Source organism: Francisella noatunensis subsp. noatunensis, from assembly GCF_009823375.1.
Taxonomy (GTDB): Bacteria; Pseudomonadota; Gammaproteobacteria; order Francisellales; family Francisellaceae; genus Francisella; species Francisella noatunensis.
In genome coordinates, this window is sequence record NZ_WBSX01000051.1 from 1 (window position 1) to 12111 (window position 12111).

Genomic DNA, 12111 nt, shown 5'->3' on the forward strand with positions numbered 1-12111 from the left:
TTAACAATATATCTCATCAATACATTAGAAAGTTACAGATAGACTTGAATAATAGACCTAAGAAATGTTTAAATTACTTGACACCTAATGAAGTACATTTTGGTATCTCTATAAACATTGAGAATACAATCTAGCGTTAATAAAATAAAAATCACTCTTTTAGACATATTATTTAACCCACTAATTTAGAAATTTGAGAGATTTTAGCATTAACTTTGAAAAAAGAAATTAAAATCTGCTATATCACTTGAATATAATAAACTTTATAGATATTATTTCGTTAATTCGCGAAACATAGTTTTACAAAAATGAAATTAGCAAATATCGTAGATTTTCAAAAAGCATTAGGTGATGAAACTAGAATTAGAATTCTAATGGTTATATATCAGCATGAACTATGCCTTTGCCATCTAGCTCATATTTTCAAACTTGCAAACTCAACATTATCTAAACATTTAGATATACTTAGACGTAATGGTTTTATACATAAGCGTAAACAAGGCAGATTCCACTACTTTTATTTTAATTCTGCATTCAAAGAGCAATTAAACTGGCTACTAGACACTCTTAATGATGACGAAATTATTCAAGCAGATCAAAAACTAGTCAAGAACTTAATACAAGAAAATCTAGAACATTTGCCAGAGATACATGCAAAGGAGAGTATTGTATGAGTAAACAATATCAAAGCTTTAAAATATATGGATTAGACTGTATTGAAGAAGTCAATATTATCAAAAAAGCATTAAGTAAAAAAATCCCCGAAAATAGTATGCAATTTGACCTACTTAACGGTAAATTATCTATTGATAATCAAAATATTTCTGAAAAAGAAATTATAACTCTAATAAAAAAAGCAGGACTAAAAGCAATTACTTGGGGTGAGCATATTACAGAAAATCAAAACACTGGTTTTTTAACTAAACACTCTCGACTAATTACAACACTACTTAGTGGAGCATTCATCATTTTTGCATACCTATATCATAGTATAAATCATGGATTTGTACACACATTTATAGATGATGAAAACATCCCTCAAACAGTTCCTCTTATATCTCAAGCCTCTTACTTAATAGCTATTTTATTTGGCAGCTGGTTTGTTTTACCTAAAGCAATCTCTTCTATTAAAAGGCTTGATGCTGATATGAACCTCTTAATGTTAATTGCCATAACTGGCGCAATTATTATTGGTCAATTATTTGAAGCAGCTGTAGTAAGCTTTTTGTTTGCTTTTTCTCTTTTGCTTGAATCATGGAGTGTCGCAAATGCTCGATTAGCGATAACAAAGCTTATGAAACTAACTCCAGATACTGCTCTAGTTTATTGTTGTCATGATAAACAATTTGAGGAAAAGCCTCTAGCAGAAATAAATACAGGCAAAACTCTTCTAATAAAACCTGGACAAAGAATTGCTCTAGATGGGATTATACTTAAAGGTAATAGCTATATAAATCAAGCACCTATAACAGGTGAATCTATTCCTGTAGGAAAAACTATTGGTGATCAAGTTTTTGCAGGAAGTATAAATGGAAACTCCGCTATTGAGATAAAAACGACAAGCACTGCTGAAAACTCATCGATTGCAAAAATAATCCAAGCCATTGAACATGTCCAATCAAAACGCTCAAAAGCAGAGAAATGGGTTGATAAATTTGCTAAAATTTACACCCCTACAATGATATTTTTAGCTATTATAATAGCTACTATTCCTCCACTCCTGCTAAATGAATCTTGGCTTAAATGGGGCTATGAGGCCTTAGTAATACTAGTTATCGCTTGCCCTTGCGCATTAGTGATATCTACACCAATTTCAATAGTTTCAAGTTTGGCAAAAGCTGCTAGAAATGGGATCTTGATCAAAGGTGGTGAATTTATAGAAATACCAGCTAAGTTAAAAGCTATTGCCTTTGATAAGACTGGTACATTAACGCAAGGCAATTCTTCTATTACAGAAATAATTGTCACACAAAATTATTCTCAACAACAATTAATCACCATAGCTGCAAGTCTTGAGAGTTCTGTTGATCACCCAATCGCTAAGACTATTTTAGACTATGCCCAAAACAACAGCATAACGTTTACACAGGCTACAAATACTGAGGTTTCAGGTGGTAAAGGAGTAACAGGAAAAATCAATGATAGTAGCTTTTGGCTTGGAAATCATGCTTTTGCTCATGAGAAACAGCTATGTACTAATGAAGATCTGCATAGCCAAGCAATAAAACTTGCAAATAATGGTCAAACATTGATTTTCATTGGCAGTGATGAAAATATTATTGGTATCATTGCTGTACAAGATATGATAAAAAATAATGTTAACGATGCTCTCAAACAATTAAAAAAACTTGGGATTAATCAAACCATCATGCTTACAGGTGATAATACTGCAACAGCTCAATCTATCGCCACACAAGCTGGAATTGATAAATTCTATGCAGAGTTACTACCTCAGGATAAAGTTACTAAAGTTGAGGAGCTAGTTAAGAACTATGGAAATATTGCTATGGTTGGGGATGGTATCAATGATGCTCCTGCACTAGCAAGATCTAATTTAGGAATTGCAATGGGTACTATAGGTAATGATATCGCAATAGAAACTGCAGATATTGCCTTAATGTCTGATGATATTGCAAAATTGCCTTGGCTTATCAAACATTCAAAGAAAACATTAAAAATAATAAAACAGAATATAACTTTTGCTATTGCTATAAAAGCGATTTTCATATCTCTTGCAATAACTGATTTAGCTACTTTATGGATGGCAATAGCTGCTGATATGGGAGCTACTCTGATTGTAATTATAAATTCACTCAGATTACTAAAATAAGCTAAATATCATATCTCAACCACAATGGTAGAAAGCGCTTAATATCATTCATAAACTTAAATAAACCTACATTTAGCTCAACATTACCATTAGGATCTGCTACTTTACGTGGAAATGCTATGCCCGCACCAAAAAGCCCTGGTGCTATAATTCCAGTTGTAGGATCATAAACTCTAGCATCAATACTCTCTACACAAGGTATTCTTTGATCAAAACCTACTGCATAAATAACTTTATTATATTCATGTAAATGCTTATTTATTTCTTCACTAGTTGATAAATATCTTTTGACTCGACTATCTAAATTTTGAGAGATATTTGCTCTAACCCATTTAGCTGTTTCACCTTTTAAACCTGAATTATCGTATAGAATCCAATCTCCCATATTGATAGCATATCTCAATGGTTGACGATAGAAATTAGCGACATCTTCAATATCGAGCTCAATTAAATTTCTAATGATTATCATTGCCGAATGAGATGAACCAAAAACTGCAACTCTATCACCCTCAATAAGCTCCTCTTTCAGTTTACTTGGAGATAATGCTGTAGCAAGATCAATTTCTTTTGTAGTTTCAGGATTATGAATATTCAAAGTTTTAGGTATAGAACCTGTTGCTAAAAGAACTTTCTCAGCCATATAGTTTTCTCTTGCGCCATACAGATTCCATACACCTTTAGCTATTTTCAATTCTGCTATAGTATCTAAACTATAATCAACTTTTTGAAGTAGATTATCCGTAATGTATTGCAAAGGTTCTGCAACATCTTTTAACTGTGAAAATCCTTGTTTATCATAATTTTCTAAAGCAAATCTTTGTAATCTTTTTTCAAACTCAAAAGATTTTATATCATTCAGAAATCTCAAGAATAACTCTACTGTTGTATTACTACTAACTTCGCCCCATTTTTTATCAAGATCACCAACACCAAAATTTGGATCAATCCAAAGTATATTTTTTGCATTTATACCACTGTCCAATAATTGCCCAATAGTTGCCATACCTGCAGGACCAGCACCAACTACCGCCCACTTATATCTTATAAAGCTTTCCATAATTAACCTAATTTATTTGCCTAAGATATATTATACTCAATCATCAATATACTGTCTTAATAAATCTTATATATATTGAATATCAGAAAATCTTATAATAAAATCCAGTAATATAAGTATTACTAAAATATAAATATGCGAATCACATTAAAACAATTACAAGTATTTGTAAATACCGCTAAGTCAGAATCCATTAGTGCTGGTGCTGAAAAATGTTTCATCTCACAAGCAGCCGCAAGTATGTCGCTATCTCAACTTGAAAACATGCTTGATACGACATTATTCGACCGTGTTGGTAAAAGAATGAAACTGAATGATAATGGCAAAAATATGCTAGCAAAAGCTATTAAAATTTTAGATGAAATTGAAGAATTTGAATCTTTTAGCTTAAATAGTAACCAATTATCAGGGAAGATAATTATTGGTGCTAGTACCACAATAGCCAATTATGTATTACCAAAATATGTAGCAATGTTTAGAAAGTTACATCCAGATACAGATTTTGAGATTATCTCAGGTAATACAAAAGAAATTATAAATAGTGTTGAGTCACTAAACTGTGATGTAGGCTTTGTCGAAGGAGAATGTAATAGTAAAATATTAGAGACTTACCTTTGGGCAAAAGATAGTCTAAAAATAATTTGTCGTATTGACCACCCATTAACTAAGAAAAAAAATATTAAGATAAAAGATCTTTTAGAATATGATTGGGCAATGAGAGAACAAGGCTCTGGAACATTTGAAATATTTTTTAATGCTCTTGAGGATAAAGTATCAAGCATAAAAAAAGCTATAACTCTACGTAGCTCAGAAGCAATAAAACAGTATATTGCATATAGTGATTGCCTAGCTTGTATATCCGAGGTAATTACAATCCAAGCTTTAGATACTGCTAAATATTGTATACTTGAAACTAAAGAGCTCGATTTATCTAGAAACTTCTACAAACTACTTCACGAGAAGAAATACCACACCGCATTAACACAAGCTTTTTGTAAATTTATAGAAGATGATATCAAATAGCCAAGATAAAACTTGAAAATCTTAGACTTTGGAGTCATCTTTACAGAGGTAACACAAATTCAAATAAATGGAGATAATAAAATGTCTATAGGAATAATTCTACTGATAATAATAGCTATAGCTGCTGTATATATAGTTATGACTTACAACAAACTAATAGCAGAGATTGAAACAGTCAAAAACTCTGAAAAACAAATAGATGTACAGCTTGATCGTAGAGCTAAAGTATTTGACTCATTAGTAAATGTTGTCAAAAAGTATATGGACTACGAGCAAACAACACTAAAGCAAGTTGTAGCACTAAGAAACCAAGCTAATTTAGCTAAAGCAAATGGCGATATTCAAGAAAGAATAAATGCTGAAAATCAGATCTCTGATCTAGCGAAAGGTATAAATGTTCAATTTGAGAACTATCCAGAATTAAAAGCTAATCAAAATGTAATTCAGTTACAAGAGGAAATTACATCTACTGAAAACAAATTAGCTTTTGCTAAACAAGCTCTTAATGACTCAATAGAAAGATACAATGCTCATAAAAAATCCTTTTTTGCTGGCATGGTAGTTAATATCTTCAAGAAGCTAAATGAAGAATTTGTATACTGGAATATCTCAGAAGAGAAAAAACAACAACTAGAAGACTCTAGAGTGGAACTATAAGATGTCAAATACTGATAATCTACAATATGGCTCTGTTGACTGGCGTGAAGTTGTTCGCAAAAATACTTATCGCACATATTTTGTCATAGCAACATTCCTAATTGTTTTTTTTCTGCTAGGAATTTTTGTTGATACCTTTTGGCGATATGGTGAGTTTGCGAATGCTTACTATAGTAGATATGGTATTGAGCTACCCATATCAAAAGTATTTTATGCATTAGCAACATTTCAAATACCTCCTTATGCTACTATGATTATATCTGCTATAGCAGTAATTTGGATATTCATCACTTTTAGTATGTATGACAAAATTATGCTATCTGGCACTGAATATCATGAGATCTCAGCAGATAACCAAGATCCTCTGGCACGCCGTGTATATAATGTAGTTGAGGAAATGAAAGTAGCTGCTGGCATGCGATATATGCCAAAGGTTTTTTTAATTGATGCAAATTATATGAATGCTTTTGCATCAGGTTACTCTGAAAAATCTGCAATGGTTGCTATCACAACAAAACTTGCAAATGCTCTTAACCGTGATGAACTACAAGCTGTTATGGCACATGAGTTAACTCATATTAGAAATCAAGATATTAAGCTTAACCTATTTACTATGGTTTTATCCAATATGATGCTTATTATTATGGATTTCTTATTTTACTCAGCTCTTTTCTCAGGAAACAATAATAATAGCAACAATAATAACCGTAACAATAATGCTGCCGTATTTTTTATCATTATTATGATTTTAAGATATGTGTTACAAATTTTTACGATATTTATGATGCTGTTCTTAAGTCGTACAAGAGAATATATGGCTGATGCTGGAGCAGTTGAGCTAATGCGTACAAATGTACCAATGGCAAATGCTCTACTAAAGATTGCTGGCGATAGTAAAACAGCAGAAGCTCAATATAGCTATAAACATAACAAAAATGAAAATCTACGCCGTGCATCATACATCTTTGATCCACTAAGTGCTGGTATAGGCAGTGGAGATATGTCTGATATGTTCTCTACTCATCCATCTATCGAAAAAAGACTGGCTTCAATTGGTGTGAAAACTAGATAACAATATAATCCTTTTTAATATAAAACTAATATACTATTACTCAGTAGATAAGCTATAATAATTATGTAGCGTATGGAGTAATTAAGATATATGGCATCAAAAACTAAACAAAAAAATTTAGGGTTTTCAATTGTTGAGTTAATTGTAACTATAGCTATAATCGGTATCTTAGCTACGCTTGCTAATGCAACATATTCTAATTATGTAATTAGAACAAAAATAGCTACTGAAGTTTCTGTACTAACAACTAGAGCAAAAGAAATATGGGACTTAAAAAGAAGTAATAAAGATTTTTATCTTAATGGTGATAATTCAGAAGTTAATGAATATGCGGCTCTTACGAAAAATATTGGTACTGCAGGTGGAACAGGTATAGTTAATGGATATGCAGAGATTATGGTGAGACCAGAATTGGTAGGAGAAGATTCTGTGAGATGGCGATGTGTCGTTGCTGGTGATATATTAACAGAATCAAATATCCCTAATCACTGTATTCTTGGCGATGCTACTTTCTTTAGAATATTAAAAGAAAATAATATAATTTTCAGTGAAGACAATTTCCAATATGATCAAACACCTGTGAATAATGATGATTGGGGCAAAGTTGATACTGATAGTGATTTTCCTGGTAAATGGTATATAACAGGTGGCGATGAGCAAATAGAAATCTGGAATAACTTTGATAATATTGATGACGTTCGACCAAATGTTGCTGAACTTGATGGTGATAGAAACGAAATTGTAGACTTCTCTCATGATTTAGCATCAAAAGGTTTTGATAGTATGCAGATGTCATTCGACTACTACTCTAGAACAGGTGATAATTCAAGTAATTTTGAAATTTATCTAGGAGATGAACTTGTCTATACGCATGATAGTTTTGCTAAGGGTTGGCAAACTATCAATATTGACTTACAAAATACTAGTGCTTCAGGTAAAACACTAACTCTAAGAGAGTCTGGTAAAGATGATAGCTACGGTGCTTTGATAGATTTAGAATCACTAAGAGTCACTCCAAATAAAATCACCTAAAGATCTAAAACTTGGAACTATAAATTTAGTAACAAATATATTATAATCATTACATTAAATTGTTATTCTTAAACAATTCCAACACATTAGATCTAAAATTTAAATAACAAAGAGATATAAATGTCAGAACAAGAGCCTCGTAAAAAACTTTCTTTAGGTAGTAGAAAAAAGTTATCAGTAAATAGAACTTCTAGTTTAAGCACAAACCTTAAAACTAGACTACAAGCCAAAAAAGAAGATAGTATCCAAAACTTTTTTAATAACACTAATAAAGAACTTCGTGAGCTATATCAACAAAGACAAACATTAGAAGATCAGATCAAACAAATAGAACAAAGACTTCTTTTTGCAAAAAGTGAGCCATTACAAGAGTTTTTATTTGAATTAAAATCACAAGATTTTGATCTACTAGCTAAGATAAACTCTTATATAAATACTCTTTAAGATTTTATTTTATAAGAATTTATGTTTATCAGGAACTAGAATATACTTTCAAATATTTCTTTAATACCTTTTTTAGCAAGACCTAGCATTTTAGCAAACTCCCCTTCTGAGAAGTCTTTGCCTTCTGCTGTACCTTGAATCTCAATCATACCGCCATTTGAGTTCATAACCACATTCATATCTGTTTCAGCATTCGAGTCTTCATCATAATCTAGATCAAGTACAGGCTCATTGTTATAAATACCAACAGATATTGCAGCAACTTGAGATATTAATGGATTAGTTTGTTCATCAAGCATGCCATTTTGCTTCATATAATCTATAGCATCTCTGATAGCCAATGATGCTCCAGTAATAGATGCTGTACGTGTGCCACCATCTGCTTGGATTACATCACAATCAACTTTGATAGTATTCTCAGCTATTTTCGTTAAATCAACACTTGCTCGTAAAGCTCTACCAATTAGTCTTTGGATTTCTTGTGTTCTACCAGATTGCTTACCTCTAGCAGCTTCTCTATCCATACGAGTATGAGTTGAACGCGGTAACATACCATATTCAGCAGTTAACCACCCCTCACCAGAATCTTTTTTGAATCTTGGTACGCCAGCAACCACAGAAGCTGTGCATAAAACTTTAGTATCACCAAACTCTATTAAAACTGAACCTTCAGCATGTTTTGTAAAATTATGTGTAACTTTTAAACTACGTAATTGATCGTTATTTCTTCCACTTGGACGCATTTTGGAACCCTTTTAATTAAATTCATAAGTATTAAGTGTATAATTATACAAATCGATATTAAAATAAGAAACCTTAAGTTTAAGGTATTTCTGATATATGAATATTATTAATAAACAAAATTTATCAAAAGTAGAAAGATACTGGCTTAATGATGCGAAAAACTTAGTTACAAGCTTATCAAAAGGCTATAGTGAAATTATATTAGATAAAATCTCTCAGAGTTTTACAAATGTTAATCAATTAGAAGCATCACTATTAGCGATTAAGACTGCATTAGTACGACAAATAACACTTTCAAGTATTAATGAAACTTTAGTTTTTGCTAGGACAATCATTCCCTGTGATACTTATGATTTTTTTTCACAAGAAGTTGATAATCTTGGCACAAAGCCAATTGGCGATAATTTACTTTTTGAAAAATCCAAGTTTACTCGTGATGAATTTATAATCCGGAAGTTATCTAGTAATGATTTTTATCAAGAAGCAAATAGGCATATTCAGCAAGAAATCTTTTCTCGCAGTTCGATATTTACATACAAAGATAATCAAAAGCTTAAATTTTTAATTACAGAATATTTTCTAGTTTTACCTGAGTTTTGTAATGCAGAATAATACAAAATTCAAAGTATATATTATGCTAATGAGATTGCATCGCCCTATTCCAATACTGCTGATTCTTTGGCCAACTCTTACTGCATTGGTTTTGGCAAATCATGGTATTCCAGATATTAAATATTTGATTATCTTCACTATTGGTGTGGTTGTAATGCGTACAGTGGGTTGTATTGTTAATGATATCGCAGACATAGATTTTGACAAACACGTAGAGCGTACTAATACTCGCCCTTTAACCAGTGGTAAACTTAGTGTCAAGAATGCTTTATATTTGTGTCTAGCTCTTACTGTAGTTGCTTTCATCTGTGTATTATTTTTAAACTTACACACAATTTTACTATCATTTGTAGCTCTATTTTTGGCTGTTTTATATCCATTTTGTAAAAGGTTCTTTGCAATACCTCAGCTAATCCTTGGCTTAGCATTCAACTTTGGTATTTTTATGGCATTTTCTGCTATAGAAAATCAGATACCACTCGAAGCTTGGATATTTTATCTATCAACAATATGTTGGACTATAGCTTATGATACTATCTATGCATTAGCTGATCAAGATTTTGATTTAGAAATTGGTATTAAGTCATCAGCTGTTTTATTTGGAGATAAAGTATTTAAGTACATCTTTTTATTCAATTTCATATCATTAATACTTTTGATAGCTCTAGGTATATATCTAAGCTTTAATATTATTTTTTACATAGGTGTTGTTATTAGTGCTTTTTTATTTATCAGAAATTATTTCTTATACAAAAAACTAGGTATAGCTAACTGTATAAAAGCTTTTTCTGATAATCATTGGATTGGCTTGATAATATTTATCGTAGTGGTTATACAATATCTTTAGTAAAGGATTTTTTTGTGATTAAAGTTTTCTATGATGGTAAATGTGGATTATGCTCAAAAGAGATAAATCACTATAAAAATATAGCACCAGAAAATATTTTTGAATGGCTTGATATTACCGAAATATTTGAAGAAAGTCTTAACAAAGAAAATTTAGATACTCTATCTTGTCTGAAGCTATTTCATGTCAAAGATAACGAAGGTAAATTTCATACTGGAGTTGATGCCTTTATCATAATATGGAGCCAATTAAACAAATGGAGAAAGTTAGCAACTATTATTAAACTACCATTAATATATGGTTTTGCTAAAATTATATATAGCCTGTTTGCGAAATGGAGTTTTAATCGTTTAACCCATTGTAAAATAAAGTAACCTAAACTGGAGAGTAGATGAACTTAATAATTGGTGCGATCTTAGGTTTTATATCAGTAGCTTTTGGTGCTTACGCAGAACATGGTTTAAAATCACAAATTTCAGCTGAACATTTTGAATTTATAATGATAGCTATACGTTATAATCAAATCTATGCTATCGTAATTAGCGGTATTGGAATAGCTCTTTTAAGTAGTAAGAGCTTATCACGATGTTTAACTCTTAAACTAAGCAACTTATTTTTTATAGTTGGCACAATATTATTTAGTTTTAGTATTTATATTTCTGTGGTTTATAATATACCTATTATTTTGAAGCTAGCACCATTTGGTGGCACCACACTGATGATAGGCTGGCTAATGCTAATTTTAGCTGCTGTTTTTTTGAAGAAGAACCTAAAGAAAAGCTTATGAAGAGATATATAATTACACTAGCATTATGTATATTTGTGTTATCAGATACTGGCTTTGCAGATACCAAAGATAATCAAGGATATATAGTCAAACTTTACTTTAGCAGAACTATGAAAGATGATAAAGATAATATCTCTTACGTTTCAGATAAGATGTTCAAAAATTTTGAAAACAAATACATAACACCCGCTTTCCCTGATGGTTATACTGAAAATGATGCTAGAGGATATTGGCGTAGCCCAACAGGAACTACGTATAGTGAAAAAACCAAAGTTGTCACAATACTTGCAGATGATAAATCAAAACAACTTGAGCAAAAGTAAACAATCTAGTCAATGTCTACGAGAAAACATATCATCAAGAAAGTGTTTTGGTAACATACACAAAGACAGATTATTCTTTGCTAGATTGTATTCTCAATGTTTATAGAGATACCAAAATGTACTTCATTAGGTGTCAAGTAATTTAAACATTTCTTAGGTCTATTATTCAAGTCTATCTGTAACTTTCTAATGTATTGATGAGATATATTGTTAAAGTTAGTACCTTTAGATATAAATTGTCTGATATACCTATTCATGTTTTCATTAGTACCTCTTTGCCAAGGACTGTATGGATCAGCAAAGAATACTTTGATGCCAGTCTTGCTAGTTAGCTTCTTATGTTTAGCAAACTCTTTACCATTATCAAATGTAGCTGTTAATATTTTATGACCATTAGATACTTTGTACAATATTCTATTGATTGAATTAGCTGTTCTATCTATAGACTTGGCTAAAATAGTAAATCTGCTAGCTCTATCGACCATTGTTACAATAGCACTTTTATGGTCTTTACCAACAATAGTGTCACCTTCAAAGTGATAAAGATTTTTTCTATTATTAGCACTGCTAGGTCTTTCAGAAATACTCGCTCTATCCTTTATCTTAACTTGTTTAGAGTCACCTTCTTTTTTGTATTTATATTGTCTAGCTTTGAAAAATAATAAGTGTCTAAGCTTTAACTT

At 31.1% G+C, this 12111-nt stretch carries 15 protein-coding genes and 1 pseudogene; 13 read left to right on the forward strand and 3 right to left on the reverse strand.

From position 1 onward, the window contains the following. From F8C69_RS11410 to F8C69_RS05430, 3 genes and pseudogenes are all read left to right on the forward strand, one after another. Window positions 1-134, forward strand: a pseudogene (locus tag F8C69_RS11410) (IS30 family transposase); the annotation flags it as partial. A gap of 174 nt (window positions 135-308) precedes the next feature. After that, window positions 309-674, forward strand: coding sequence for an ArsR/SmtB family transcription factor (locus F8C69_RS05425; protein WP_035735070.1), 366 nt, complete (start codon window positions 309-311; stop codon window positions 672-674). Next, window positions 671-2830, forward strand: coding sequence for a heavy metal translocating P-type ATPase (locus tag F8C69_RS05430; protein WP_159184476.1), 2160 nt, complete (start codon window positions 671-673; stop codon window positions 2828-2830). The genes F8C69_RS05425 and F8C69_RS05430 overlap by 4 nt, the downstream gene beginning before the upstream one ends. Window position 2831: 1 nt before the next feature. On the opposite strand, the gene F8C69_RS05435 is transcribed toward F8C69_RS05430, so the two are convergent. Further along, window positions 2832-3887 carry an FAD-dependent oxidoreductase gene (locus F8C69_RS05435; RefSeq protein WP_159184477.1) on the reverse strand — a complete coding sequence of 352 codons (1056 nt, stop codon included), beginning with the start codon at window positions 3885-3887 and terminating at the stop codon, window positions 2832-2834. A 135-nt stretch (window positions 3888-4022) separates the two neighbouring features. On the opposite strand from F8C69_RS05435, the gene F8C69_RS05440 reads away from it, so the two are divergent. From F8C69_RS05440 to F8C69_RS05460, 5 genes are all read left to right on the forward strand, one after another. After that, window positions 4023-4910 (forward strand): LysR substrate-binding domain-containing protein, encoded by an 888-nt coding sequence (locus tag F8C69_RS05440; protein WP_159184478.1) that lies wholly within the window; start codon window positions 4023-4025, stop codon window positions 4908-4910. Window positions 4911-4991: 81 nt separating this feature from the next. After that, window positions 4992-5567 carry a LemA family protein gene (locus F8C69_RS05445; protein WP_012279935.1) on the forward strand — a complete coding sequence of 192 codons (576 nt, stop codon included), beginning with the start codon at window positions 4992-4994 and terminating at the stop codon, window positions 5565-5567. Between the two features lies 1 nt (window position 5568). After that, window positions 5569-6639 carry a zinc metalloprotease HtpX gene (gene htpX / locus F8C69_RS05450; RefSeq protein ID WP_159184479.1) on the forward strand — a complete coding sequence of 357 codons (1071 nt, stop codon included), beginning with the start codon at window positions 5569-5571 and terminating at the stop codon, window positions 6637-6639. Window positions 6640-6729: 90 nt separating this feature from the next. Next, a complete protein-coding gene (locus tag F8C69_RS05455; RefSeq protein ID WP_159184480.1) occupies window positions 6730-7671 on the forward strand; it encodes a prepilin-type N-terminal cleavage/methylation domain-containing protein in 942 nt (313 codons plus the stop codon). A gap of 120 nt (window positions 7672-7791) precedes the next feature. After that, the gene (locus F8C69_RS05460; RefSeq protein ID WP_159184481.1) at window positions 7792-8115 is read left to right on the forward strand and encodes a hypothetical protein; all 324 of its coding nucleotides are present in this window, start codon (window positions 7792-7794) and stop codon (window positions 8113-8115) included. A gap of 35 nt (window positions 8116-8150) precedes the next feature. On the opposite strand, the gene rph is transcribed toward F8C69_RS05460, so the two are convergent. Continuing rightward, entirely contained in the window at window positions 8151-8858 is a 708-nt protein-coding gene (gene rph, locus F8C69_RS05465) for a ribonuclease PH (protein ID WP_159184482.1), read from the reverse strand. 97 nt (window positions 8859-8955) lie between these two features. Here rph and F8C69_RS05470 point away from each other — a divergent pair, with 97 nt between their 5' ends. Genes F8C69_RS05470 through F8C69_RS05490 form a run of 5 tightly spaced genes read left to right on the forward strand, consistent with a single transcriptional unit; the run spans window position 8956 to window position 11428 of the window. Beyond that, on the forward strand, window positions 8956-9471 hold the full coding sequence (locus F8C69_RS05470) for a chorismate--pyruvate lyase family protein (RefSeq protein WP_159184483.1): 516 nt from the start codon (window positions 8956-8958) through the stop codon (window positions 9469-9471). Next, a complete protein-coding gene (gene ubiA, locus F8C69_RS05475) occupies window positions 9461-10318 on the forward strand; it encodes a 4-hydroxybenzoate octaprenyltransferase (protein WP_159184484.1) in 858 nt (285 codons plus the stop codon). The genes F8C69_RS05470 and ubiA overlap by 11 nt, the downstream gene beginning before the upstream one ends. Before the next feature lie 14 nt (window positions 10319-10332). Next, window positions 10333-10692, forward strand: coding sequence for a thiol-disulfide oxidoreductase DCC family protein (locus F8C69_RS05480; protein WP_159184485.1), 360 nt, complete (start codon window positions 10333-10335; stop codon window positions 10690-10692). A 17-nt stretch (window positions 10693-10709) separates the two neighbouring features. Next, on the forward strand, window positions 10710-11105 hold the full coding sequence (locus tag F8C69_RS05485; protein ID WP_159184486.1) for a DUF423 domain-containing protein: 396 nt from the start codon (window positions 10710-10712) through the stop codon (window positions 11103-11105). Then, the gene (locus F8C69_RS05490; RefSeq protein WP_234384119.1) at window positions 11102-11428 is read left to right on the forward strand and encodes a DUF3574 domain-containing protein; all 327 of its coding nucleotides are present in this window, start codon (window positions 11102-11104) and stop codon (window positions 11426-11428) included. Before F8C69_RS05485 ends, F8C69_RS05490 begins: the two co-directional genes overlap by 4 nt. 80 nt (window positions 11429-11508) lie before the next feature. On the opposite strand, the gene F8C69_RS05495 is transcribed toward F8C69_RS05490, so the two are convergent. Next, window positions 11509-12111: IS30 family transposase (locus F8C69_RS05495; RefSeq protein WP_159183791.1), on the reverse strand; the 603-nt coding region annotated here is incomplete at its 5' end.

Coding starts and splice junctions, on each gene's coding strand:
- F8C69_RS05440 (WP_159184478.1), top strand. CDS start 4,023: ATGCGAATCACATTAAAACAATTACAAGTATTTGTAAATACCGCTAAG.
- F8C69_RS05430 (WP_159184476.1), top strand. CDS start 671: ATGAGTAAACAATATCAAAGCTTTAAAATATATGGATTAGACTGTATT.
- F8C69_RS05490 (WP_234384119.1), top strand. CDS start 11,102: ATGAAGAGATATATAATTACACTAGCATTATGTATATTTGTGTTATCA.
- ubiA (WP_159184484.1), top strand. CDS start 9,461: ATGCAGAATAATACAAAATTCAAAGTATATATTATGCTAATGAGATTG.
- F8C69_RS05470 (WP_159184483.1), top strand. CDS start 8,956: ATGAATATTATTAATAAACAAAATTTATCAAAAGTAGAAAGATACTGG.
- rph (WP_159184482.1), bottom strand. CDS start 8,858: ATGCGTCCAAGTGGAAGAAATAACGATCAATTACGTAGTTTAAAAGTT.
- F8C69_RS05460 (WP_159184481.1), top strand. CDS start 7,792: ATGTCAGAACAAGAGCCTCGTAAAAAACTTTCTTTAGGTAGTAGAAAA.
- F8C69_RS05485 (WP_159184486.1), top strand. CDS start 10,710: ATGAACTTAATAATTGGTGCGATCTTAGGTTTTATATCAGTAGCTTTT.
- F8C69_RS05435 (WP_159184477.1), bottom strand. CDS start 3,887: ATGGAAAGCTTTATAAGATATAAGTGGGCGGTAGTTGGTGCTGGTCCT.
- htpX (WP_159184479.1), top strand. CDS start 5,569: ATGTCAAATACTGATAATCTACAATATGGCTCTGTTGACTGGCGTGAA.
- F8C69_RS05455 (WP_159184480.1), top strand. CDS start 6,730: ATGGCATCAAAAACTAAACAAAAAAATTTAGGGTTTTCAATTGTTGAG.
- F8C69_RS05445 (WP_012279935.1), top strand. CDS start 4,992: ATGTCTATAGGAATAATTCTACTGATAATAATAGCTATAGCTGCTGTA.
- F8C69_RS05425 (WP_035735070.1), top strand. CDS start 309: ATGAAATTAGCAAATATCGTAGATTTTCAAAAAGCATTAGGTGATGAA.